21 protein-coding genes are annotated in these 22,790 nt (G+C 71.9%); 14 read left to right on the top strand and 7 right to left on the bottom strand.

The window, feature by feature from the left end; genetic code table 11:
• Positions 1-5: 5 nt before the first annotated feature.
• The 4 genes from ABEA43_RS31290 (at position 6) to ABEA43_RS31275 (ending at position 4,342) form a co-directional block, all read left to right on the top strand.
• Positions 6-1,178 carry an MFS transporter gene (locus ABEA43_RS31290; RefSeq protein WP_345567433.1) on the top strand — a complete coding sequence of 391 codons (1,173 nt, stop codon included), beginning with the start codon at positions 6-8 and terminating at the stop codon, positions 1,176-1,178.
• A gap of 50 nt (positions 1,179-1,228) precedes the next feature.
• Complete coding sequence (locus tag ABEA43_RS31285; protein ID WP_345567432.1) at positions 1,229-2,917, top strand: FUSC family protein; 1,689 nt, start codon at positions 1,229-1,231, stop codon at positions 2,915-2,917.
• Between the two features lie 85 nt (positions 2,918-3,002).
• Positions 3,003-3,506 carry a MarR family winged helix-turn-helix transcriptional regulator gene (locus ABEA43_RS31280; protein ID WP_345567430.1) on the top strand — a complete coding sequence of 168 codons (504 nt, stop codon included), beginning with the start codon at positions 3,003-3,005 and terminating at the stop codon, positions 3,504-3,506.
• A gap of 38 nt (positions 3,507-3,544) precedes the next feature.
• Positions 3,545-4,342: a carbon-nitrogen hydrolase family protein gene (locus ABEA43_RS31275; protein ID WP_345567428.1), complete on the top strand. Its 798-nt coding sequence runs from the start codon at positions 3,545-3,547 to the stop codon at positions 4,340-4,342.
• 57 nt (positions 4,343-4,399) lie between these two features.
• Here the strand turns inward: ABEA43_RS31275 and ABEA43_RS31270 are convergent, their stop codons facing one another.
• Positions 4,400-6,688: a LuxR C-terminal-related transcriptional regulator gene (locus tag ABEA43_RS31270; RefSeq protein ID WP_345567426.1), complete on the bottom strand. Its 2,289-nt coding sequence runs from the start codon at positions 6,686-6,688 to the stop codon at positions 4,400-4,402.
• A gap of 111 nt (positions 6,689-6,799) precedes the next feature.
• Here ABEA43_RS31270 and ABEA43_RS31265 point away from each other — a divergent pair, with 111 nt between their 5' ends.
• On the top strand, positions 6,800-7,858 hold the full coding sequence (locus ABEA43_RS31265) for an NAD(P)-dependent alcohol dehydrogenase (protein WP_345567424.1): 1,059 nt from the start codon (positions 6,800-6,802) through the stop codon (positions 7,856-7,858).
• 22 nt (positions 7,859-7,880) lie between these two features.
• Here the strand turns inward: ABEA43_RS31265 and ABEA43_RS31260 are convergent, their stop codons facing one another.
• The gene (locus tag ABEA43_RS31260; protein ID WP_345567422.1) at positions 7,881-8,531 is read right to left on the bottom strand and encodes a hypothetical protein; all 651 of its coding nucleotides are present in this window, start codon (positions 8,529-8,531) and stop codon (positions 7,881-7,883) included.
• A gap of 67 nt (positions 8,532-8,598) precedes the next feature.
• Between ABEA43_RS31260 and ABEA43_RS31255 the strand changes: the two genes are divergently transcribed.
• Both ABEA43_RS31255 and argG read left to right on the top strand, forming a co-directional pair.
• On the top strand, positions 8,599-9,225 hold the full coding sequence (locus ABEA43_RS31255; protein WP_345567420.1) for a TetR/AcrR family transcriptional regulator: 627 nt from the start codon (positions 8,599-8,601) through the stop codon (positions 9,223-9,225).
• A gap of 109 nt (positions 9,226-9,334) precedes the next feature.
• Positions 9,335-10,783 carry an argininosuccinate synthase gene (gene argG, locus ABEA43_RS31250; RefSeq protein WP_345567418.1) on the top strand — a complete coding sequence of 483 codons (1,449 nt, stop codon included), beginning with the start codon at positions 9,335-9,337 and terminating at the stop codon, positions 10,781-10,783.
• An 84-nt stretch (positions 10,784-10,867) separates the two neighbouring features.
• On the opposite strand, the gene ABEA43_RS31245 is transcribed toward argG, so the two are convergent.
• Entirely contained in the window at positions 10,868-11,857 is a 990-nt protein-coding gene (locus tag ABEA43_RS31245; RefSeq protein ID WP_345567416.1) for an ArsR/SmtB family transcription factor, read from the bottom strand.
• Between the two features lie 65 nt (positions 11,858-11,922).
• On the opposite strand from ABEA43_RS31245, the gene ABEA43_RS31240 reads away from it, so the two are divergent.
• Positions 11,923-13,149, top strand: a complete 1,227-nt coding sequence (locus tag ABEA43_RS31240) for an MFS transporter (protein WP_345567414.1) — start codon at positions 11,923-11,925, stop codon at positions 13,147-13,149.
• 4 nt (positions 13,150-13,153) lie between these two features.
• On the opposite strand, the gene ABEA43_RS31235 is transcribed toward ABEA43_RS31240, so the two are convergent.
• Complete coding sequence (locus tag ABEA43_RS31235) at positions 13,154-13,672, bottom strand: HAD domain-containing protein (protein ID WP_345567412.1); 519 nt, start codon at positions 13,670-13,672, stop codon at positions 13,154-13,156.
• Positions 13,673-13,795: 123 nt separating this feature from the next.
• Between ABEA43_RS31235 and ABEA43_RS31230 the strand changes: the two genes are divergently transcribed.
• Positions 13,796-15,130, top strand: coding sequence for a trypsin-like peptidase domain-containing protein (locus tag ABEA43_RS31230; protein ID WP_345567410.1), 1,335 nt, complete (start codon positions 13,796-13,798; stop codon positions 15,128-15,130).
• A gap of 134 nt (positions 15,131-15,264) precedes the next feature.
• Entirely contained in the window at positions 15,265-16,320 is a 1,056-nt protein-coding gene (locus tag ABEA43_RS31225) for a class I SAM-dependent methyltransferase (protein WP_345567408.1), read from the top strand.
• Here the strand turns inward: ABEA43_RS31225 and ABEA43_RS31220 are convergent.
• A complete protein-coding gene (locus tag ABEA43_RS31220) occupies positions 16,302-17,537 on the bottom strand; it encodes an amidohydrolase family protein (RefSeq protein WP_345567406.1) in 1,236 nt (411 codons plus the stop codon). The two genes, ABEA43_RS31225 and ABEA43_RS31220, sit on opposite strands and share 19 nt — an antisense overlap.
• Before the next feature lie 95 nt (positions 17,538-17,632).
• Here ABEA43_RS31220 and ABEA43_RS31215 point away from each other — a divergent pair, with 95 nt between their 5' ends.
• Positions 17,633-18,070 (top strand): MarR family winged helix-turn-helix transcriptional regulator, encoded by a 438-nt coding sequence (locus ABEA43_RS31215; protein WP_345567404.1) that lies wholly within the window; start codon positions 17,633-17,635, stop codon positions 18,068-18,070.
• 35 nt (positions 18,071-18,105) lie between these two features.
• Here the strand turns inward: ABEA43_RS31215 and ABEA43_RS31210 are convergent, their stop codons facing one another.
• The gene (locus tag ABEA43_RS31210) at positions 18,106-18,849 is read right to left on the bottom strand and encodes an SDR family oxidoreductase (RefSeq protein WP_345567402.1); all 744 of its coding nucleotides are present in this window, start codon (positions 18,847-18,849) and stop codon (positions 18,106-18,108) included.
• A gap of 80 nt (positions 18,850-18,929) precedes the next feature.
• Here ABEA43_RS31210 and ABEA43_RS31205 point away from each other — a divergent pair, with 80 nt between their 5' ends.
• Complete coding sequence (locus ABEA43_RS31205; RefSeq protein WP_345567400.1) at positions 18,930-19,421, top strand: RrF2 family transcriptional regulator; 492 nt, start codon at positions 18,930-18,932, stop codon at positions 19,419-19,421.
• 30 nt (positions 19,422-19,451) lie between these two features.
• Positions 19,452-20,315: a hypothetical protein gene (locus ABEA43_RS31200; RefSeq protein ID WP_345567398.1), complete on the top strand. Its 864-nt coding sequence runs from the start codon at positions 19,452-19,454 to the stop codon at positions 20,313-20,315.
• 12 nt (positions 20,316-20,327) lie between these two features.
• On the opposite strand, the gene ABEA43_RS31195 is transcribed toward ABEA43_RS31200, so the two are convergent.
• Positions 20,328-21,029 carry a helix-turn-helix domain-containing protein gene (locus ABEA43_RS31195; protein WP_345567396.1) on the bottom strand — a complete coding sequence of 234 codons (702 nt, stop codon included), beginning with the start codon at positions 21,027-21,029 and terminating at the stop codon, positions 20,328-20,330.
• 485 nt (positions 21,030-21,514) lie between these two features.
• Here ABEA43_RS31195 and ABEA43_RS31190 point away from each other — a divergent pair, with 485 nt between their 5' ends.
• Positions 21,515-22,789 carry an ABC transporter substrate-binding protein gene (locus tag ABEA43_RS31190; RefSeq protein WP_345567394.1) on the top strand — a complete coding sequence of 425 codons (1,275 nt, stop codon included), beginning with the start codon at positions 21,515-21,517 and terminating at the stop codon, positions 22,787-22,789.
• Position 22,790 lies beyond the last annotated feature (1 nt).

The raw sequence follows: 22,790 nt of genomic DNA, 5'->3' as shown, positions 1-22,790 counted from the left end.
GTGCTGTGGCCGGTCGTCCGCCTGCTGACGAACACCCGGGGCGGCGGCTGTGGCCGCTCTACGCGGCCGGGTTCACCACGGCGTTCGGCGCGCACGGCGTCGCGGCCAGTCTGGGCGGTCCCTCCTCGGAGGCGGTGACCTCGCTGCTGGTGCTCGGCGGGCTGCTGGCGCTGTATGACGGCGCGGAAGTGCTGCTCAAGCCGCTCTTCGGCACGCTGGCCGACCGGATAGGCGCGCGGCCGGTGCTGCTCGGCGGCCTGGTCGCCTTCGCCGCGGCCTCCGCCCTGTACGCCGTCGCCGACAGCTCCGGCTGGCTGTGGGCGGCCAGGCTCGGCCAGGGCGCCGCCGCGTCGGCGTTCTCCCCGTCGGCCTCCGCCCTGGTCGCCCGGCTCAGCCCGGCGGCCAGGCACGGCCGGGCATTCGGCGGCTACGGCTTCTACAAGAGTCTCGGCTACACGCTGGGCCCGCTGCTCGGCGGCGTGCTGGTGTGGGCGGGGGGACTGCGGCTGCTGTTCGCGGTGATGGCGGTGCTCGCGGTGGCTGTGGCGGGGTGGGCCGCGCTGGCGGTGCCGGCCGTACCGCCGCTGCCCAGGACCCGGCAGACCGTAGTGGACCTGGGGCGGCGGCTGGCCGAGCGGACCTTCTGGCAGCCGACGGCCGCTCTGGCCGCCGCCACCGCCGCGCTGTCGGTCGGAGTCGGCTTCCTGCCGGTCACCGGCGCCGTCGCGGGCCTGGGCCCGGTGGCCACGGGCGCCGCGGTGTCGGTCCTGGCCGCCTGCGCCGCCGTGGTCCAGCCGGTCGCCGGGCGTGCTTTCGACGCGGGCCGGATCACCACCCGTTCCGGGCTCGGCCTGGGCCTGGCCGTCGCCGCCGCGGGGCTGGCCTGCGCCCTGCTGCCGGGCCTGGCCGGGCTGCTGGCCGCGGCCGTGCTGATCGGCGCGGGCACGGGGCTCATCACCCCGCTCGGCTTCGCGGCCCTGGCCGCCTCGACCCCACGGGAACGGCTCGGGCAGACGATGGGGACGGCCGAGCTCGGGCGCGAGCTCGGGGACGCGGGCGGCCCGCTCCTGGTGGCCGGCGTCGCCACCGTGGCCACGCTCGCCCATGGGTACGCCGCGCTCGCGCTGCTCCTGGCGGTCGCCCCCGTCGTCATGCTCGCCGGCCGGCTACGGCGCTGAGCTGGGGTTACTATTTGTTTTACGAGTAAAACACTTGCTAAACTTCAGGGGTGAGTGCCCTACCCTTCGACCAGCCCCGTGTCCGCCTGCCCGTTCGTGCTGCCCTGCGCCTGTCGCCGCTTGGTGACATCTGGCACAAGCCCGCGCTGAGCGCCGTCGCCGCGCTCGCGCTCGTGCTGCTGCCGTTGTACCTGGCCGGGCGGCTGGACCTGGTGCTGTACGCCGCGGCCGGCTCGATGTGCGCCCTGTACGGCCACGGCCTGCCGTACGCCGCCCGGGCCAGGGCGCTGGCGTGGGTGACGCTGGGAATGCTGTCGAGCACGGGGGTCGCGCTCGTCACGGCCGCGCTCACCGACTCGATCGCCATCCGGGTGGCGGTGGCCGCGCTCCTGGCCGGGCTGCACAAGGCGGTGTGCGACGCGACCAGGATCGGGCCGCCGGGGAACGTGGTGCTCACGTTCATCGCGGCCAGCGCCGCCTTCGTCCCGCAACACCTCGCCGACGTCCCCATGCACCTGGGGCTCGGGGTGCTGGGCGGGGCCGTGGCGTGGGCGGTGGGGATGGCTCCAGGCCTGATCCGGCCCGACGGACCCGAGCGGATCGCGGTGGCCCGGGCCCTGGAGTCGGCTGCGCGGCTGCTGCGGGCGTACGAGGGTGGCGGCCCCGCCCGCGCGGTCGCTGGGCGTGGGGGCGTGAGAGACGAGCTGCATCAGGCCCGTCACGCGGCTGCGGCGGCTGTCAACGCCGCCTGGCAGACGCTGCTGCGCTCCGGCACCGCCGACCGCCGCCAGGAGCTGCGGCGGCTGCTGGTCCGAGCCGAGTCAGCCGCCGCACTGGCCTCGGTGGACAACCAGCGCGTGCCGGCGCAGGAACTCTTGGCGGAAGCTGATCGGCTGGCCGGGGTTGCTCGCGAGTTGCGTAAGGGCCGGCGGCTGCCTGAGCCGTCACCGGCCGATCCCCGTACGGCGGCGGCTGAGCGGGCGGAGCTGGCGGGGGTCGCGGCCGAGGAAGGGCGTCCTGGGCGCCGGACGATTCGCTGCCTGCTCTCGGAGGTGGTGCGCAGGTGGCGGGTGGTGTTGATGGTGTCAGGAGGTGCGGCTGCGGCGGGATGGGCGTCGATGGGGCTCGGGGTGGGCCGCCCGTACTGGGCTGTCGTGACCGCCGCGGCCGTGTTCGCCGCCAACACCACCTTGTCCTGGAGCCGCGCGCTCCAGCGTGTGGTCGGGAACCTGGTGGGTGTCGCCCTGTTCACCCTGCTCGTGCCGGTCACCAGGCTGGGCGCGCTCGCGCTGATCGTGACGGTCCTCGCGATGCAGTTCGTCACGGAGGCGGCCGTCACCCGCAACTACTGGCTGGGCAGCGTGTTCGTCACGCCGATGGCGATCCTGATGACCGAGTTCGCGGGGGCGCAGCCGGTGCCCGTGCTCGTGGCGGACCGCTGGCTGGACACCTGCGTGGGTGCCGCCGCCGGGCTCCTGGCCTGCGCGCTCCTGCCCGATAGGCGGGCTGCCCAGCGGGTACGCGACGGGCTCGGCCGCCTGGAGCTGGCCGTGGCGCAGGAAGCCCCGCCGCCCGCTGAGCGCGGAGTCGCCCGCGGCCGGCTCCGCACCGCCCTCGTGGAGCTGCGCGAAACCGCCGACACCGCGGCGGGCGAATGGTGGAGCGCGGCGCTGCCCCACGAACGCATCGCCGCCGCCGAACGCGCCGGGCACCATCGACTCGCCGAACTGACGCCCTGACCCGCCACCACCGAGCGGACCGGCCGTTCGTTGTGGCGCGTACGATCAGTCCCACCCGAACCGCCGTGCAGGAAGGACCGAGCCCGTGGAGGACGCCGTGGCGGTCGCGCTGCGTCAGTGGCGGGAGGTCCTTCCAGACGCCGACCTCGACACGATCGCCGTCATCGGCCGGCTCAACCGGTGCGCCGCGCTCCTGCAGCACGCCACCGACGCCCCGCTGGGGCGGGCCGGCGTGAACCGGGCGGAGTTCGATCTTCTCTGCGCCCTGCTCAGGGTCGGCGGCGAGCTGACGCCCGGCAGGCTGGCCAGGGAGACGTTCGCCTCGGGCGCGGCGGTGACCAAGCGGATCAAGCGCCTGGAGGAGCTCGGCCTGGTCGCCAGGCGCGTCGACGACCGGGACCGCCGGGTGGCCCATCTGTCGCTCACCGAGCCGGGCCGGGACTTCATCATGCGGCTGATGCCCGAACAGCTCGAATACGAGACCGCGCTGCTGTCCGGCCTGCCCGCCGAGCGGGAGCGCCAGCTCGCCGACCTGCTGGCCGACCTGCTGCTGACGCTGGAGGGCCGCCTCGGAGGCATGATCGGGTGACCGGCCACGCGCCGGCGGCCGGGCGTTACGATGCGTCCGTGTCGTCAGAGACGTTGATCGTGGCAGCCGCCCAGACCTCCTCCCAGCCAGGCGACGTGCGGGCCAACGCCCGTGCGGCGGCGGCCTCGCTCGCCGTGGCCGCCGACGCGGGGGCCGGGCTGGTCGTGTTCCCCGAGTTGTCCCTCGTGGGCTATGACCTGGACCTCTTCGCCGATCCCACGGCCTGGGTGACGAAGGACGACCCGCGGCTCGACGTCGTACGCGAGGCCGCCAGGGACCTCCAGGTGACGGCGGTGGTCGGCGGGGCCTACCGCGAGACGGGCGCCGCCGGCTGGATCGCCTCCCTGGCCGCGCTGCCGGACGGGGAGCTGCACGTTCACGGCAAGCGCAACCTGCACGGCCGCGAGCGTGACCTCTTCGAGCCCGCGGGCCCCGGGCGGCTCCTCGACGTCGGCGGCTGGCAGGTCGCGCTCGCCGTCTGCTACGACGCGGGCGTGCCCGGCCACGCCGCGGACGCGGCCCGCCAGGGCGCCGAGGTCTACGCCGGGTCGGTCCTCTACACGACGGCGGAGACGCGCCGCCTGGACCTGCACTTCGCGGCGCGGGCGATGGACCACCGGATGTTCGCGGTGGCCGCGAACCACGCGGGCACCGGGTCCGGCTGGGTGTCGTGCGGTGGCAGCGGGGCCTGGCACCCGGACGGGACCCGGCTGACGCAGGCCGCGACCGGTCCCGGGCTGGTCACCACGGCGCTGTCGCGTGCCGAGTTGCGGGCGTTGCGGGAGAAGGACGCGCTGGCCGGCTACCCGCGCGGAGCCGTACCGGGGGGTCGATGACAATCATGGACATTCGTTATGACGGCGGTGCTGGAGATCGGCGGCGTGCGGTTGCCCCTACTGGCTCGACGATGCCATCCAGGCGGCGATCTGCGCCCGTGAGTTGACGCCGAGCTTGTTCAGGATGCTGCGGACGTGGCTGTCCACCGTGTGCTCGGAGATGAACAGGCGGGCGCCGATCTGCTTGTTGCTGAGCCCGTCGGCGACCAGCCGCGCCACCTCGGCCTCCCGCCGGCCGAGCGGCGATTCCTCCGCCGCCGCCACGGACTCCGGAGCCGGCTCCCCGAGCGCCAGCGCGACGGCGGCGTCCCTGCTCAGGCGTTCTCCCGCCGCGAACTCGGCCGCGAATCCGGACGCTCCGAGCGCCGCCACCCCCGCCTCCTCGGCCCCGGCCAGCAAGGGCGCGAGGTAGGGGAGGATGCTCGCCCCGGCCCCTGCCCGTACGGTCTTTGCCGCCCCCAGCAGCCGCGCCGCCCGCCGCGCCTGGCCGGTGCCCGCGGCGTGGCAGCCCAGGGCGTCGAGCAGGACGTACTGGCCGACCCGGTCGTCGATCCGGTACGCGATCCGCAACGCCTCGGTGAGCAGCGGCTCCGCCTCGTCGAAGTCGCCGGCGATCAGCGTGGCGGCGCCCAGGTTCACCAGCATCATGTCGAGGCTGTAGAGGTCACCCGTCGCCCGGCCGAGGCGTACGCCCTCCGCCGACACGGCTCTGACCACGTCGAGATCCCCGTCGAACAGGCCGACGAGCGCCCGCGACTGCAGGAACATGAGCGTGGCGGCGTCGTCGCCGAGACCCGTCGTGACGACGTGCGCCTCGCCGGCCAGCCGATCGGCCGCCTGACGGTCGCCCGCCATGGCCGCGGCGATCGAGGCCAGCGAGAGCGACTGCGCCAGCACGGGCCCGAGCGCGGGCGCCGGCCCGGACTCCCGCGCGCAGGTCACCGCCGCGTCGAGCGCCGGTCTGGCGGCTGCCGCGTCCGACTGCAGCACGGCCAGGAAGCCGCGCATGAACCACCCCTGGGCCCGCTCCTGCGGACCGCCGCCGGATGCGAGCAGCTCGTCGAGCCATCGGACGCCCTCGTTGACGGCACGGGTGACCCAGTAGTAGCCGATGGCGTACATCAGGGACAGGCCGCGGCCGGGGTCTCCGCCGGTCAGGCAGCCACGGAGGACCGATCGGAGGTTGTCGATCTCCAGGTCCATCCAGTCGAGCCACTCGGCGAGCCGCTGCCGGGCCGTGGCCGCGTCGCGCCGGCATCGAGCGGTGTAGTAGCCGGCGTATCGGCGCCCGAGCGCCTCCTGCTCGCCGGCCTCGCGCAGCCTGAGCACGGCGTACTCGCGCATCGTCTCGTGCAGGCGGTAGCAGGCCAGGCCCCTGACGTCCTCCTTCAGCACCAGGGACTTGTCGACGAGCGAGGACAGCAGGTCCAGCGCGGACACGTCGTCCCCGTACGCGCATACCGCCTCGATGTCCTCCAGCGTGAACCGCCCCGCGAACACGCACAGCCGCCGCAGCAGCGCCTGCTCGCCCGCCGTCAGCAGGTCGTGGCTCCAGTCGATGGTCGTGCGCAGCGTCTGGTGGCGGGGGAGCGCGGCCCGCCCGCCGCCGGTGAGCAGGCCGAACCGGTCGGCCAGGCGGCCGAGGATCTGCTCGGCGCTCAGGACCCGCGTCCGTACGGCGGCCAGCTCGATCGCCAGCGGCAGGCCGTCGAGGCGGCGGCAGAGGTCGGCCACGGCCGCCTGGTTCGCCGCGGTCAGCTCGAACGCCCCGGACGCCGCCGCGGCCCGCGCCGCGAACAGCATGACCGCCTCGTTCTGCCGCAGCCCCGCGAGCGGCAGGCCGGCGCGCGGCAGGTCGAGTGACGGCACGGGGACCACGTGCTCCCCAGGCACCGACAGCGGCTCCCGGCTCGTCGCGATCACCCGTACGCCCGGTGCGGCCCGCAGGACGTCCGCGACCAGCCCGGCGGTGGCCGCCAGCAGGTGCTCGCAGTTGTCCACCACCAGCAGCAGCCTCTTGTCCCGCAAGTACGACAGCAGCACGGACGAGGGCGTGGCCGCGGCCTGGTCCCGCAGGTCGAGCGCGGCCATGACGGCGTCGCCGACCAGCGCGGAGTCCCGTACCTCGGCCAGCTCGACCAGCCACGCGCCGCCGGTGAACGCGCGCCCGAGGGTGTTCGCCAGCCGGATCGCGAGGCGCGTCTTGCCCACTCCGCCCGGCCCGGCGAGGGTGATCAGACGGGCCTCGGTGAGCCGCTTCCTGACCTCCGTGAGCTCGCGGCGGCGGCCGACGAAGCTGGTCGCCTCAGCCGGCAGGTTTCCCAGGCGGCGCGGGGGTCTGGCCATGATGGCTCGGACACTACTACCGGCGCGCCGCGCGGCTGGGCCCACGAAATCACGAATAATCACGAATTTCCGTGATTTCGCCGAGCGGCGTGCTGCCCGACGCTGAGAGACATGGCTGAGAAAGCAGCGATGCAGCAAGCGGGGGTCAGCCGTGTCGAGCCCGGACCCCCTCCCGGCACCATGAAGGCGGTCCGCTTCTACGCTTACGGACCGCCCGAGGTCCTCCAGGTCGAGGACGCCGACGTGCCCGCCGTCGGCGACGACGACGTGCTGATCCGGGTACGGGCCGCCGCGGTCAACCCATTGGACTGGCACGGCATGCGGGGCGCCCCCTACTTCGCCCGCCTGCAGATGGGCCTGTCGCGCCCCAAGGTCAACGCGCTGGGCAACGACGTCGCGGGCTGCGTCGAGGCGGTGGGCAAGAACGTCACCGAGTTCCGGCCGGGCGACGAGGTCTACGGCGGCAGCGGCGTCCCGCTCAAGGCACGCAGCGCGTCCTTCGCCGAGTACGCCGTCTTCCCCCAGGACGCCATGATCCTCAAGAAGCCGGCCGGCCTGACCTTCGAGCAGGCGGCGGCCGTCTCGCAGGGAGCGATCTCCGCCCTGCAAGGGCTGCGCGACAAGGGACGCGTCCGTCCCGGTCACAAGGTGCTGATCAACGGCGCGGCCGGGGGCGTGGGGACGATGGCGGTGCAGATCGCCAAGGCGCTGGGAGCCGAGGTGACCGGCGTGTGCAGCACGCCGAACGTGGAGCTGGTCCGGTCGCTGGGCGCCGACCACGTCATCGACTACACCAAGCAGGACTACACCCGCACGGGCAAGCGCTACGACATCGTGTTCGACCTGGTGGCGAACCGGACCATCACCGAGAACAGGCGCGTCCTCGCCCGCAAGGGCGTCTTCGTGGAAGCGGCCCCCTTCGAGGGGCTGTGGCTCGGCCCGGTGATCGGGATGCTCAAGGTGGTGCTGCTCTCCCTGGTGGTGCCGCAGCGGCTGCTGTTCTTCCTGGCCAGGGCGCGCAAGGCCGACCTCGCGGCACTCGGCGAGCTGATCGAATCCGGCAGGATCCGCCCGGTCATCGACCGGACCTACCCGCTGGACCGGATCTCCGAGGCCGTCGGGTACGTCGAGCGCGGACACGCCAAGGGCAAGGTCGTGATCACCGTCTGAGCCGGCGTACGGGGTCCGGGCCTTACGTGGCCCGGATCAGGCGGACGCCGTACAGGACGATCCAGACCACCCAGAGCAGCCAGCCCGTCAGGCCGATGAGGCCGAGCGGGCCCTCCGCCCGCATGATCACGAAGGCGAGGCAGGCGGACGTGAGCTGGAGCGCGGCCGCCACGAACCCCAGCACGCCGTGCCAGGGGCGGATGAGCTTCGTGCGGAGGCCGGCCATCGACAGGCCGACGAGGGCGATCGCCAGGAACGTGCCGTTGAGCGTGAACACCGCGTCGTGCCACGCCCACAGCGCCGGGGTCGCCCCAGGGTCGGCGGGGGCCGTCCTGGCCAGGGCGAGGCGGCCCGCGCTGACGCCGGCGAACGTGGCGTTCTGCAGGATCAGGCCAGTGAAGCCGACCAGGGACCAGGCCTCGCCGCGCGCGCGTTCGGAGGTCCACATCACGGCGACCGCGCCCGCGCCGAACACGGTGGCCAGCACCCAGGCGAGGGGAGTGAGGGCGGTGCCGAGGCCGACGATGTGGCCGTTCGCGCCGAAGAAGGCGTTGACCTCGTCGATTCCGGCCCCCGTGACCGGCATTCCGGCCGGAGCCATGATCAGGTTGGCGCCCACGATCGTCGTGGCGAACCCGACGGCGGCGATGCCGCTGATCCGGGAGAAGCGCATGGTGGTGCCTCCGTTTACGTAGCTTATATTGAATATAAGTAGCGTAAACCCTTTAAGGTGGCGAGTCATGGGGGAAGAGACGGTCCAGCGCCGTTACGACTCGTTGCGCCGTACGACGCAGGCGCTGGAGACCCGCGCCGAGATCGCCCGCGCCGCCCGCCGGCTCTTCACGGAGCGGGGCTGGGCCGCGACGACCGTGCGCGACGTGGCGCGCGAGGCCGGGGTCTCCGTGCCGACGGTCTATTCGGTGTACGGCAACAAGGCCGGGCTGACCCGGGCGCTGGCGGACGCCGCCGATCTGTCGGCCGACCTGGCCCAGCAGCTCGCGGAGCTGGAGGCGGCCGAGGCCGATCCCCGCCGGCAGCTCGCCGCGATGGCCGGCTTCGACCGGCGCCTGTACGAGCGCGCGGGGGACGTCATCATGCTGCTGCGCGAGGCCGGGCGTACCGAGCCTGAGCTGGCCACCGTCTACCGCGACGGGCGCGCGCGGGCCGACGGGACCCGCACGACGGTGTTCTCCTCCTGGGCGCCCGGCGTCCTTCGCGCGGGGCTCGACGTGCCTGCGGCCGCCGACGTCTACGCGGGCCTGTGCAGCATCGACGTCTACACCACGCTCACCGCCGAACGCGGCTGGCCGCCGGACCGGGTCGAGCGGTGGTGGCGCGAGGCGCTGGCCCGCGAGCTGCTGAGCTGAGCCGTCGCAGGCCTGTCATCGGGGTCCATGAGTATTCGTGAACATCACTTCATGTTCGGCAGGCACCCGCATTGCATGGCCATGCATTGCTATGTATATACTTCTACTCGTGTCCAAGGTGCTCAATTCTCTGCCTGTCGGTGAACGTGTCGGCATCGCCTTCTCTGGCGGTCTCGACACCTCGGTAGCGGTCGCATGGATGCGCGAGAAAGGTGCCGTCCCGTGCACCTACACCGCTGACATCGGCCAGTACGACGAGCCCGACATCGCTTCGGTCCCCGGTCGCGCCACCGCGTACGGCGCGGAGATCGCCCGGCTGGTCGACTGCCGGGCCGCCCTCGTGGAGGAAGGGCTCGCGGCCCTGGCCTGCGGGGCGTTCCACATCCGGTCCGGCGGCCGTACCTACTTCAACACCACCCCGCTCGGGCGGGCCGTCACGGGCACCCTGCTCGTACGCGCCATGCTCGAGGACGGCGTGCAGATCTGGGGCGACGGCTCGACCTTCAAGGGCAACGACATCGAGCGGTTCTACCGCTACGGCCTGCTCGCCAACCCCTCCCTGCGGATCTACAAGCCGTGGCTGGACGCCGACTTCGTGGGCGAGCTCGGCGGCCGTACGGAGATGTCCGAGTGGCTGCTCGACCGCCGCCTGCCCTATCGGGACAGCACGGAGAAGGCCTACTCCACCGACGCGAACATCTGGGGCGCCACCCACGAGGCCAAGTCTCTGGAGCACCTCGACGCGGGCATCGAGATCGTCGAGCCGATCATGGGCGTCCGGTCCTGGGACCCCGACGTCGAGATCCCCACCGAGGACATCACGATCGCCTTCGAGCAGGGCCGGCCGGTGACGATCGACGGCAAGGAGTTCGCCTCCGCCGTCGATCTGGTCCTGGAGGCCAACGCCATCGGCGGCCGGCACGGCCTGGGCATGTCCGACCAGATCGAGAACCGGATCATCGAAGCCAAGAGCCGTGGCATCTACGAGGCGCCGGGGATGGCGTTGCTGCACGCCGCCTACGAGCGGCTGGTCAACGCGATTCACAACGAGGACACCCTCGCCAGCTACTACAGCGACGGCCGCCGGCTGGGCCGCCTCCTGTACGAAGGCCGCTGGCTGGACCCGCAGGCGCTGATGCTGCGCGAGGGGCTGCAGCGCTGGGTCGGCACCGCGGTCACCGGCGAGGTGACGCTGCGGCTGCGGCGCGGCGAGGACTACTCCATCCTGTCCACGTCAGGGCCGGCGTTCAGCTACCACCCGGACAAGCTGTCCATGGAACGGACTGTGGACTCCGCGTTCGGGCCGGTCGACCGCATCGGCCAGCTCACCATGCGCAACCTCGACATCGCCGACACGCGCGCCAAGCTGGAGCAGTACGCCGGGCTCGGCCTGCTCGGCGGCCCGCACCCGACGTTGATCGTCGCCGCGCCGGCCGCCTCGACCGGGCTGATCGGCGAGATGCCGGAGGGCGGGGCCGAGGCGATCGCCTCCCGCGGCGAGGTCCCCGACGACGAGGCGCTGCTCGACCACGCCGCGATGGAGTTCGGCACCGACTGACCCGCTACAGGTCGCTCCATGCCTCGGGTCCGGTCGCCACGTACGTGAGCAGCCCGCCCACGAACAGCCTTGCTCCGGTAGTGGTCAGGGCCGGTGGCCGCACAAGGACGCTCCGAGCGGAGTCATCAGGTACAGGACGTTGCGCCCGCAGCGCTCCCGCGTGACGAGCCCGTTCTCGCGCAGGACGCCGAGGTGCTGCGACACCGCGCTCGGCGTCACGCCGAGCGCGCGGGCCAGGTCCGTCGTCGTCGCGGGAGAGCGCAGCGCCTCCAGCAGCTCCGCGCGCGCCCGGCCGAGCAGCCTGACCGTGCTGCCCGCCGGCGCCCGCGTACCCGCCGTCCACAGCGTCCCGACGCCTCGCGCCGGGTAGCGCACGGTGGTCTGCGTGGACGTCCGCTTCTTGATCAGCACGTACGACGAGCCGATGGCGACCGGCATGAGGACCAGCCCGCCGGGACCGCGATCCACGACGCCCTCGGCCTGCCAGCGCTCTCCGCCCAGCATCAGCCGGCCGTCGCGCCAGCGCAGATCCGGATGCAGGTCGGCGAACAGCCGCTCGGCGCCGCCCGCGGCGAACTGCTTCGCGCGATGGACCACGTCGGCGTCGAGCACGGCCCGGATGCGCGACCAGTGCGGCGCGACGAGCCGGTCGTGCGCCGCGCGCAGTTCCACGGCGATCGCGCGCAGGCCCGCGGCCGGCCGGGCGGCCAGCGCCGCGACGGGTTCCGGAGGGTTCGCGCCGAACACCCTTCGCAGGCTCACCCGCACCTGCCGCGCCGTCGTCCGCCGCAGGGCGGCCAGGTCCTCGTCGATGGACGTTCCGGCGCCGGACGGGGCGGGCACCAGGAACTCCGGCCAGTTCGGCCGGTCGCTCACGAGCAGCGGCCACGTGTGCGACAGGTCGAGCGGCTCGGCGGCGAGGCTGTCCAGCGCCCAGCGCAGCCAGGGCAGGTTGGCCGCCTGCCGATCGAGGTCGGCCAGTTGCTGCAGGCAGGACACCGTCTCCGACAGCGGCGAGATCGCGAATCGGGTTGCCGCCAGCTCGTCCACGCCGAGCCGGATCGTCAGGGCCATAGTTGATTATGTAGTGCTGGGCTAAATGGTGTCGTGCCGCGGGTTCGGCGCGTGAAGATCCCGGGATGACGTACACCGAGCCTCGCTTGTCCGGGCGCTACTGGCGGTTCTGGTGGGTGACGGGGATCAGCGCCGTCGGCGACGGGGTGTTCGCGGCGGTGGTCCCGCTGCTGGCCGTCGCGGTCACGACCGATCCGCGGCTCGTCTCCTTCGTGGCCGCGGCGACGTATCTGCCCTGGTTGCTGCTGTCGTTGCCGGTCGGGGCGCTCGTCGACCGGTACGACCGCGTCGCCCTGCTGCGGTGGGCGCAGGCGGTCCAGGCGGTGCTGGCCGGCGTGCTCGCGATCCTGGCCGCGTACGGGCGGATCGGCATTCCGGTGCTGGTGGTGGCGGCGTTCGGGCTGGGGGCGTGCGCGGTCGTCTTCGGCAACGCGGCGCAGGCGATCCTGCCGGACCTCGTCGCCAGGCCGCTGCTGCACCGGGCGAACGGGCACCAGCAGACGATCACCACGATCGGCCTGCAGTTCGCGGGGCCGCCGGTCGGCAGCCTGCTGTTCGCGGTGGGGGTGGCGCTGCCGTACGGGCTGGCGGCGGGCGCGCTCGCCCTGGCCGCCGCCCTGCTGGCCACCCTGCCCCGGCGGCGCGGCGCCCACTCGCCGTCCCACGGTTTACGGATGGGGGCGGAGATCGCGGACGGGCTGCGCTGGCTGGCCCGGCACCGCCTGCTGCGCACACTCGCGATCCTCCTCGGCGTCAACACGTTCTGCGGCCAGCTCGCCAACGCGACGCTCGCCCTCCTCGCGACCCAGACGCTGGGGCTCAGCGCGCGCGCCTACGGCCTGCTGCTCGCCGGCGCCGCCGTCGGCAGTCTGCTCGGAGCCCTGGTCAACGCCCGGGTCATCACCATGATCGGGCCGCTGCCCGCCCTCCTCGCCGCCCTCGCCACGAACGCGGCCGTCTTCGCCGGGATCGGGCTCAGCCCGGACGCGATCGTGCTCGGCGTCCTGCTGGCGGTCAACGGCTTCGTCATCATGCTGTGGAACATCGTGACCGTCGGCCTCAGGCAGGAGCTCGTGCCGTCCGGGCTGCTCGGCCGGGTGAACAGCGTCTACAGGATGATCGGCTGGGGGCTGATCCCGCTGGGCGCGCTGGCCGGGGGCGTGGTGGCGCACGCGTTCGGGCTGCGCGCGCCGTACCTCGTCGCGGGCGCGCTGCGCGGGCTCGCCCTGCTCGCCGCCCTGCCCGTACTGATCCGCGCCCTCCGCCCCGACCAGCCGGGCAGTCAGTCGTGAGGCGTCAAAGGCCGCTCACCCGGCGCGACCACTCCTCCAGAGCGGCGTAGTCGGCGTCGCCGAGCCCCTGACCGGGATCGACGCGCTGGAGCAGGGCGTGCCCGCGGTGGTGCGCGGCCACCCAGGCCCGATCGGCGTCGGTGAGCTCGTCGTCGACCCAGGCGAACGGCCGCCCCGCCGCCCAGCCGACGAGCGTACGGGTCTTCCCGTGCAGCCCGTTCCACGCGTCCAGCGCATCGACGTCGGACGGCTCAGGCCAGCGCACCACCGGCAAGCGTGGCAGGCCGAGCCGTGGCGCGACGCAGTCGTTCGCGTCGTCCATCCAGGTCGTGGCCCAGACCAGGTCGCACTGCAGCGCCGCCAGCCGTCGCCCGTGCGCGGGATCGATCCTGGCCAGCAGCGGGTTCGCGCCCGTCGCCGCAGGCCCGTGGATCGGGTAGCCGTGCGGCGGCGGCGCGCCGAACGGGATGAGCGGGCCGTCGACGTCGAGGAAGAGCAGCGGCCGCTGCGCGGGACCGGTCACGACTCGCACGATAACGCCGGCGGTGACATCCCGTGACATCCCCGTATGTGGATTACAAGCGAAATTCCAGCGGGCCGCCACACACTCCGGGCACAGGGGAACGACGGGAAGACGGGTGTGACGATGAGCAAGCCGGGAATGCGGATCGCCGCGATGACGGGCGCGATCCTGACCGTGGCCACGTTAGCGCAGGGAAACGCGCTGGCCGACGGCGCGAAACAGGTCTCGAAACCGGAGGACGTGGCGGTCGGCACCCGGCTGGCGGCCCGGAGCGACCCCGCGGTGGTCCTGATCGAGCTGCGGTACACCGGGACGGTGCTGGTGCCGGTGCCCAGCCGTACCAGGGCGTTCGACGCGCTCACCGCCAGGGCGCGCAAGCACGCGAAGGCCGGTCGCATCCCGTCCGACCAGCAGAGCCAGATCAAGTGGATCCTGCGTACGGCCTCCGCGAACGTCAGCCGCTACCTCAAGCCGGCCAAGCAGAGCATCAAGCTGAAGAACCAGAGCGTCGGCGGCCACTGCACCGGATGGTGGATCACCCCCAACGGGTACATGGTGACCGGCTCCCACTGCGTCGGCTTCGCCAACTCGCTCCTGCGCCAGCGGTTCGGCGCAGGGGTGCTGCCCGTCATCAACGCCCAAGAGGTCAAGAACTACCTCAAGAGCATCGTGGGCGTCGCTCAGCCGGACGACGAGATGGTCCGGCTGGCCGGGACGCTGTTCGGCGGGTTCAACACCAAGAACATGCGGGTGACCGGCGTACGGCGCGGCATCGGCGTCGTACGCGCGCTGCCCGGCGGCGGGCGCGACGCCACCTCCAAGGTCACCCCGCTGCGGCTGGTGGCCAGGGGCCTGGACTACCCGGGCGAGGACTTCGCCCTGCTCAAGCTGAACGGCGCCAGGAACCTGCCCACCGTGCCGCTCGGCTCCGACGCCGACGTGCAGGTGGGCGACGAGCTGTACATCAACGGGTTCCCCGGGGTCATCACCACGAGCCCGGCCTTCAACCCCAAGTCCAAGATGTACCCGGCGCTGACCCAGGGCGCCTTCAACGCCAGGCGCACGACCATCTCCGGGGTGCCGTACATCCAGGCGCAGGCCCCGTCATACGGGGGCAACTCGGGCGGCCCGGTGTTCGACAAGCGCGGCCGCGTGATCGGCACGCTGATCGCCGGCACGGGCGACGACGCCCAGGAGAACCAGAGCTACATCCTGCCGGTGGGCATCATCAAGAAGCACCTCGCCGCCGCGGGGGTCAAGCCGGTCCAGTCCAGGACCTCGCTGCTGTACGGCGCCGCGCTCGACGACTTCTTCGCCAGGCGCTACCGGGCGGCGCTGCCCAAGTTCCGCCAGGTGCGGGCGCTCTACCCGGCGCACCCGTACGTCGCCGGCTACCTCCGCGACACCCGCGCAGCCATCGCGGCCGGCCGGGACAGGACGCCCAGGAACGGCGCCTGACCCGCACGTCCAGGACAGGACCACTAAGCCGGTCCTCCGCGCCCTGAGTGGAGCTGTCCCGGCGCGGAGCTGGGCGGTTTTCTTGGGGGTCAGGGAACCGTGCACGGGCACGGCGGGGGGAACGAGGGAGAGTCATGGCAGTGAACGAAGACCGTCTCATGGATTTTCTGCACAAGTTCGTCGGTGACCTGGGGGCGACGATGGCGGCGGGCGGCGTCGTGGTCGGCGACCGGCTGGGGCTCTACCGGGCGCTCGCCGACCGGCCGCTGCTGCCGGAGCAGCTGGCGGAACGCACGGGCACGACGCCGCGCTACGTCGAGGAGTGGCTGCGCGGCCAGGCCGCCGGCGGCTATGTCATGTACGACGCCGCCACGGGGGAGTACTCCTTGACCGAGGAGCAGGCGTTCGCGCTGACCGATCCGGACGGCCCCGTCTTCATGCCCGGCGCATTCCAGCTCGCCCTCGGCGCGCTGAAGGCGGAGCCGGAGATCACGAAGGCGTTCCGCACCGGCGAGGGCGTCGGCTGGCACCAGCACGACGCGGACGTGTTCGCCGGGTGCGAGCGCTTCTTCCGGCCCGGCTACAGCGCCAACCTGGTCTCCGCCTGGCTGCCCGCGCTCGACGGCGTCGAGGCCAGGCTCCGCGCCGGGATCCGGGTCGCCGACGTCGGATGCGGGCACGGCGCCTCCACGACGCTGATGGCGCAGGAGTATCCCGAGTCGGTGTTCATCGGCTCCGACTACCACGGCGACTCCGTCGAGCAGGCGCGCAAGCGGGCCTCCGACCTGGGGATCGAGGGCCGGGTCCGGTTCCAGCTGGCCAGCGCGCAGACCTTCGACGGCGGACCGTACGACCTGGTGACCACGTTCGACGCCCTGCATGACATGGGGGACCCGCTCGCGGCCGCCCGGCGTGTACGCGAGCAGCTGGCGGAGGACGGCACCTGGATGATCGTGGAGCCGGCCGCGGGGGCATCGGTGAGCGAGAACATGAACCCCGTGGGCCGCGTCTACTACGCGTTCTCGGCGTTCCTGTGCGTGCCGAACGCCCTGTCGCAGGAGGGCGGCTACTCGCTCGGCGCGCAGGCCGGCGAGGAGCCGGTGCGGAGGCTGGCCACCGACGCGGGGTTCAGCCGGTTCGCCCGAGTGGCGGAGACCCCGTTCAACATCGTCTACGAAGTACGGCCCTGACCGGCGGCGAGTCGTGCGCCCCTGCGCCACACGGCCCGGATGTTCAGCGTGTCATCGATGTCGGTCGTCGGATCGCCGTCCACGAGGAGTAGGTCGGCGCGCTGACCGGCGGCGATGCGGCCACGGTCGCCGAGCCCGAAGCGGCGCGCGGGTGTGCGGGTCGCCGCCCGCAACGCCTCGGCGGGCGTCAGGCCCGCCTGGACGAGGTAGGCCAGCTCCTGGTGGACACTGGCGCCATGGGCGACGCCGCCCAGGAACGGCACGGGGAAGGAGGCGTCGGTCCCGGCGATCAGATCGACGCCGGCCGCGTGGAGCGCCCCGACCGAGTCCAGCACGTCGCCGAGCCGGCCCTGCGGGTAGCGGTCGAAGCTGCTGCTCAGCGTCTTCAGCCACGCCTCGTCGAGACGGGAGCTGACGCGCGGGTCCTGCGCGAGAGGCGCGCCGGTGATCCCCATCATCGACGCGTCCAGCACCACGCAGGGCACGACGAACGCGCCGGACCCGGCGATCAGCTCCACGATCTCGTCGTTGTGCGGCCGGTCCATGAACAGGTGGACGAGCCCGTCGATGCCGGCCTCGATCGCCATGCGCGTCGCGTCGAGGGTGAGGGTGTGGGCGACGGTCAGCATCCCGTGCCGGTGGGCCTCGGCGACCCCCGCGTTCAGCGTCGCCTGGTCGAGCATGGGCAGGCCCGGATGGCCCTCGACCGTGCCGTCGTCGATCATGAACTTGATGTAGTCCGAGCCCGCCGCGACGAGCTTCGGCACGAAACTCCGCGCTTCCTCCGGCGTCGTCGAGAACGGCATCACGAGGTCGCCGCCGTGCGGCCGGTCCCCGCCGGGGCGCTTGCCCTTGGGGAACAGCTCGCTCGGATGCCCGCCGGGCGGCGTGATGCCGAACCCCGCCGATCGTACGTCGGCCAGGCGATCGTCGTCGCTGACGCGGGCGCGGTTGGGCTTGGTCCACAGGCCCTGCATCTCCAGCTCGGTCGTGACCCCGAACGTCAGCGCGTACGCCAGGGCCTCCTCCGAGGTGTGCACGTGGGCGTCGATCAGTCCGGGCAGCAGCGTCGCGCCACTGCCGTCGACGACCTGCGCCCCGGCAGGGGTCTCGCCGCCGACCGCGCTGATCTGCCCGCCGTCGATCACGACGGTGGTCTCCGGCAGTACGCGCTCACCGTCGAAGACGCGCGCGTTGATGACGGCTGTAGTGGTCACTGTTCCTCCATCGAGATGCATGACTTACAGCATACACATGCTTGATGTAGTGCATCTGTATGCGGATCAGCATTTGATCGCTTAGGATGTCTCGTATGACGAGCGGTAACGACGAAACCCTCCTGGACGGCATCGGGCCCGCGTTCTCGCGACTGCGGCGGCGCGTGCCCGCCTCGCGCAGGGACGCGACCCGCAATCTGGTCCTCAACGTCGTCACCGGCGGAGACGGTGAGCTGACCGTCGGCGGTCTCGCCGAGGAGCTGGGGGTCGACCAGTCGGTGGCCAGCCGCATGGTCGCCGACTGCATCTCCGCCGGTTATCTGCTTCGCGCGGCCTCGCAGGAGGACGGCCGCCGTACCGTGCTGAAGCTCACCCCTGAGGGCGCCGACCTGCGGGACGGCTTCGCGAAGGCGCAGCGGGCGGCGTACGAGCACATCACCAGGGACTGGCCGGAGGGAGAGCGGCTGGAGTTCGCCCGGTTGCTGGTCAAATACGTCGAAGCCAGCGCCAGGCTGCGCCGGGAGGACGCATAGCGAAGGGCACTCACTCGGGAGTGCCCTTCATCGTCTTACCGCTGGCCGGCGAGCCACTCGTCGAACGTGGTCGGAGCGAGGCGGGCCTTCTCGCCGGGCAGCAGCACGTTCCCGGCCATCTCCAGGCCGAACAGCCCTGACCACGTCGGCACCAGCTGCACCTCGTGGCCGCGCGCCTGGTTGGTGCGCCGGGCCAGGTCGACGAGGTCCTGCGGCTCGGGCCCCGCGACGTCCGCGTACCGGCCCTGCGGCTCGCCCGTCACGATCTCGGCGAGCACGCCGGCCACGTCGGCGGGCGCGATCGGCTGCACCAGCAGCGGCGGGATCGTGGCGACGCCGTCCTGCTCGGTCCAGCTCGCCACCATCGCCGCGAAGTCGTGGAACTGCGTGGCGGGCACGATCGTCCACGGCACAGAACCGGCGGAGACCAGGCGTTCCTGCTCCCGCTTGCCCGCATAGTGCGGGTTGCCCTCGACCTGGTGGATGCCGACGATCGAGAGCAGCACATGGTGGCGGACGCCGGCCCGCTCCTCGGCGGCGAGCAGGTTGCGCGTGGTGGTGGCGAAGAAGTGCACCGCGGCGGCGTGATCGCCGGCCGGCCCGTTGGTGACGTCGACCACCGCCTCGACGCCGGCCAGGGCGTCGCCGAGCCCGTCGCCGGTCAGCAGGTCCACGCCGAGTGAGCGGCTGATGCGCACGACGTCGTGCCCGGCCCGTTCGAGGGCGGTGACGGTCAGGGCTCCGATGTTCCCGGTGGCTCCGGCGACTGCGATCCGCATGATCTCTCCTCAAATCTCGTTACCCGCCGACCCTATCTCGGACTAAATAGATCCTCAATATCCGGGATACCCTGTATGTCGTGAAGCTGCCTGCGAGCACCGAATGGTTGTTGCACTGCGCCACGACGCTGGCCCAGCTGGAGCCGGGAGCCACCGCGTCGGCGGCCCAGCTCGCGGACTACTACGACCTGCCTGCGCCCTATCTCGCCAAGCAACTGCAGGCGCTGGTCAGGGCCGGCGTGCTCGCCGCGACGACCGGCCCGCGCGGCGGATTCCAGCTCGGTCGACCGGCGGCCGACATCACCCTGCTGCACATCGTCAAAGCGGTCGACGGCGCGTCCTCGCCGTACCAGTGCAAGGAGATCCGCCAGCAGGGCCGGGGAGCGCTGCCGCAGGAGGAGTGCCGGCGCACGTGCGTCCTCGCGGAGAAGATGGCCGAGGCGCACAACGCCTGGCGGCGCAGCCTCGCGGGGGTCTCACTCGCCGACATCCTCGCCTCGCTGCCCCCGTCGGCCCCGGCCAGAACCCGCTCCCGCCTCGCCGGCATCCCCCGCTCCACACAACCCCGCTGATCGGAAGCGCTCTTCTGTCAAGATCATCACATGCTTCGATTAGTCACGACACTTCTGGCGGCGTCGATGCTGCTCAGCGGCGGCAGTCATCTGATCAGACCGCTGACGTTCGATGACCAGGCCGATCAGGCGGTCTGGAGCTGGCGGACGAGCGGGGCCGCCGAGATCTGGCGCGACGGCTTCGTCCCCCTCGGGGATCTGACCTCGATGCCGCCGGAGGTGTCCGAGAAGGTGCAGCAGGACGAGGAGTTCGGCTGGATCGTGGCCGGGCCGCTCCCCGCCACCCCCGCCGAGTCGCAGATCCGCTGGGACGACGGGTCCACGATGCGGGTCCCCGTGATCGGGGCGCGGAAGGCGTTGCGGGCGATCTCCCCCTGGCCCGAGGAGTACACCTTTCCCAAGGGGGAGGCGTACGAGCTGACCGGTGCCACGTTCACGACGATGCGGCTGAAGACCGTGCGCGGCATGGCGACCGTGCCCGCGTGGCGCCTGTCCTTCTCGAACCTGCCGGGGCCGGTCCACCGGGTCGCGGTCGATCAGGACGCGATCGGCACCGTCCGGGCAGCCGTCGGCGAGCAGGACCCGGTGGAGGAGCGGGTCGCGGACTACGAGCTGCTCGACGACCGAACGCTGCTGATCACCTACGGCTACGGCACCTGCGGCAGCAAGCCGCTCGCCGTCCGGTCGCGCGTCCTGGAGCAGCCGGACGTGGTGGTCCTGGGGATCGTCGTCCCCCACCAGGGCGGCGGCATCTGCTTGGGGGTCGGCAGGTCCGGCAAGGACGTGGTCAAGCTCGGCGAGCCGTTGCGCGATCGCGTGGTGCTGGACGCGGGGAGCAGGTTGCCCGTCCAGTGCGCCCGTACGCCCGACGCGTGCCGGGTGGAGCCCAGGTGAAGCCGTCTGGGGTCAGGTCTTGTACAGCAGTGACAGCGGCTCAGGCGGGCGCGGATCGCTCAGCTGCGTGGCGGTCCGCCCGACGAAGCGGGTCAGCGACCGCGCCAGGTGCGGCTGGTCGAAGTAGCCGAGCCGGTGGATCACCTCCTGGGACGGCACGCCCTCCTGGATCAGGATCGCCGCCTGCCTGGCCCGGTCGATCTGCCGGATGGCGCCGCGGGTGAGCCCGGTCGCCGCCAGGAAACGCCGCTGAAGCGTCCGCTCCGACACCTCCGGCGACGCTCCGCGCAGCACGTCGGCGACGATCGGGTCGTGGCCCAGGACGCTTTCGCGGACAAGCCGCCGGACGAACAGCTCGGCATTGTCGTAGTCGGGCACGTGCCAGTTCGAACCCTTCAGCCAGAACGATCTACGCGTCACATCGGGGATCCCCGCTGAGCCGTCCACGAGCCCGTGGACCGGCAGATGCGGCATGGAGCTGCCGAGCGAGAAGCTGATCCCGAAGAAGACGGCCTCGTCGGGAACCGGGGCCGGGCTCGCGTACGACGCCGGCCCTTGCACGGCCACGCTGACCTGGCCGGCCTGCTCCCAGAAGACCAGGTCCCAGTGGGACGCCGCGAGGGACATCATCTGGCTGACGCCATGGCTGCGGCTCCGCCATACCCGCTCGATGTACGGCGAATCGGACGGTCGGCTCTCGACTTCTAACCCCACCCGAGCAATTCTGCCGTGCTTCATCCGTCTATGGGAGGGCGTGCCATCTGACGAGTCGGTATCGGCGGACCCCCGAAGACCGCCACCATCCTGGCCCGTGGGCTCGGCACGCTCTGACCGTAACTTACTGTCCTCCACGCTGAACGTTCCACAGGGACGCACCCAGGGCTGTGCCGCCTCCGGCTCCGGGTAGCACCAAGCACGCCATGACGCCTCCTGCGCCGCTGAGCTGTTAGCGCTAACAATCTGTCACGCTCTCCCGTGGCGGTGTGGTCACGTTAGGTCGACGAAATCGGCCTGTCAAGGATGCGCTGGCCCCTCGGCGACGCCGAAAGTTTCCGGCAACTTGGCACACGCATTTCCGCCATCTTGCCTGCAGGTTCTTGACGGGTTTCCGAAACCGCACCTAAAGTCCCCCATTAACAATCGTCCTTTTCGGCGAAATTTTCCATGCTGCGGCACCCCCACGCCTAAGGAGCGCAGTGATGTCCCGCAAACTCCCCCCGGTCATGATCGTCGCGGCCATCGCTCTGACCGCCGCCGCCTGCTCAGGCGGTGGCGGCTCCTCGGCTCAGCCGTCGGGAGACGGCAAGTCGTTCGAGTTCTGGTCGTTCACCGGCATCGATCAGAAGGCGTCGGTCGAGGACTTCCAGAAGCAGAACCCCGGCGTGCAGGTGAAGCTCACCGAAGTGGGCTCATCGGTCGAGACGGCGCAGGCGCTGACCACCGCGCTGGCCGGCGGCAAGGTGCCCGACCTGGTGCTCATCCAGGGCGACGACCTGCCGAAGTTCGTCCAGCAGCCGCAGAACTTCCAGGACCTGCGGCAGCTCGGCGCCGACAAGATCAAGGGCGACTACCTGGACTGGATCATCAGCCAGAGCACCGCCAAGGGCGGCGAGATCATCGGCATCCCCACCGACGTGGGCGGCATGGCGGTGGCGTACCGCAAGGACCTGTTCAAGGAAGCCGGGCTGCCCACCGACCGCGAGGAGGTGAGCAAGCTCTGGCCGACCTGGGACGCCTTCATCGAGACCGGCAAGAAGTACACCGCCGCCACCAAGAAGGCGTTCGTCGACAACGCGGCCACCAGCGTCTTCCACCAGGCCGTCAACCAGGGGCCGCAGAAGTACTACGACCCGTCGGGCAACGTCGTCTACGCCACCAGCCCGCAGGTCAAGACCGCGTTCGACCTGGCCATCAAGACGGTCCAGGCCGGCATCACCGCCAAGCAGAGCTCGTTCTCCGAAGGCTGGAGCGCGGGCATGGGCAAGGGCGACTTCGCGGTCATCTCCGCGCCGTCGTGGATGCTCGGCGGGATCCGCAGCAACGCCCCCGACACCAAGGGCCAGTGGGACATCGCCACCATCCCCGGCGGAGCGGGCAACTGGGGCGGCAGCTACCTGGCCATCCCGAAGGGCGCCAAGAACCCGAAGGCGGCCTGGGACTACATCACCAAGACACAGTCGCCGCAGGGCCAGCTCGGTCACTTCGTCGACTCCGGCTCGCTGCCCACGACCCCGTCGGTCTACAAGGATCCCAAGCTCACGGGGAAGAAGGACGCCTTCTTCTCCGACGCCCCGACCGGGACGATCTACACCGACTCGCTGCTCGGGCTCAAGCCGTTCCTCATCGGCCCGGACAGCTCGGCCATCGGCCAGGAGTTCGTGAACGCGATCACCAACGTCGAGCAGGGCAAGGGCGACGCGGCGGCGGCCTGGCAGGCGGCGCTGACCAACATCAAGACCGCGATCGGCAAGTAGC

The sequence above is a fragment of the Nonomuraea rosea genome (genome assembly GCF_039539705.1).
Classification (GTDB): Bacteria; Actinomycetota; Actinomycetes; order Streptosporangiales; family Streptosporangiaceae; genus Nonomuraea; species Nonomuraea rosea.
The sequence above is the reverse complement of the archived record's forward strand: the minus strand, read 5'-3'. Positions and strand labels throughout refer to the sequence as shown.

What these genes read in the sequence shown, in the direction of transcription:
- ABEA43_RS31270 (WP_345567426.1), bottom strand. Translation starts at nt 6,688, where the DNA reads ATGGCCAGACCCCCGCGCCGCCTGGGAAACCTGCCGGCTGAGGCGACC.
- ABEA43_RS31260 (WP_345567422.1), bottom strand. Translation starts at nt 8,531, where the DNA reads ATGCGCTTCTCCCGGATCAGCGGCATCGCCGCCGTCGGGTTCGCCACG.
- ABEA43_RS31255 (WP_345567420.1), top strand. Translation starts at nt 8,599, where the DNA reads ATGGGGGAAGAGACGGTCCAGCGCCGTTACGACTCGTTGCGCCGTACG.
- ABEA43_RS31190 (WP_345567394.1), top strand. Translation starts at nt 21,515, where the DNA reads ATGTCCCGCAAACTCCCCCCGGTCATGATCGTCGCGGCCATCGCTCTG.
- ABEA43_RS31210 (WP_345567402.1), bottom strand. Translation starts at nt 18,849, where the DNA reads ATGCGGATCGCAGTCGCCGGAGCCACCGGGAACATCGGAGCCCTGACC.
- ABEA43_RS31265 (WP_345567424.1), top strand. Translation starts at nt 6,800, where the DNA reads ATGGCTGAGAAAGCAGCGATGCAGCAAGCGGGGGTCAGCCGTGTCGAG.
- ABEA43_RS31200 (WP_345567398.1), top strand. Translation starts at nt 19,452, where the DNA reads ATGCTTCGATTAGTCACGACACTTCTGGCGGCGTCGATGCTGCTCAGC.
- ABEA43_RS31240 (WP_345567414.1), top strand. Translation starts at nt 11,923, where the DNA reads ATGACGTACACCGAGCCTCGCTTGTCCGGGCGCTACTGGCGGTTCTGG.
- ABEA43_RS31215 (WP_345567404.1), top strand. Translation starts at nt 17,633, where the DNA reads ATGACGAGCGGTAACGACGAAACCCTCCTGGACGGCATCGGGCCCGCG.
- ABEA43_RS31245 (WP_345567416.1), bottom strand. Translation starts at nt 11,857, where the DNA reads ATGGCCCTGACGATCCGGCTCGGCGTGGACGAGCTGGCGGCAACCCGA.
- ABEA43_RS31230 (WP_345567410.1), top strand. Translation starts at nt 13,796, where the DNA reads ATGAGCAAGCCGGGAATGCGGATCGCCGCGATGACGGGCGCGATCCTG.
- ABEA43_RS31225 (WP_345567408.1), top strand. Translation starts at nt 15,265, where the DNA reads ATGGCAGTGAACGAAGACCGTCTCATGGATTTTCTGCACAAGTTCGTC.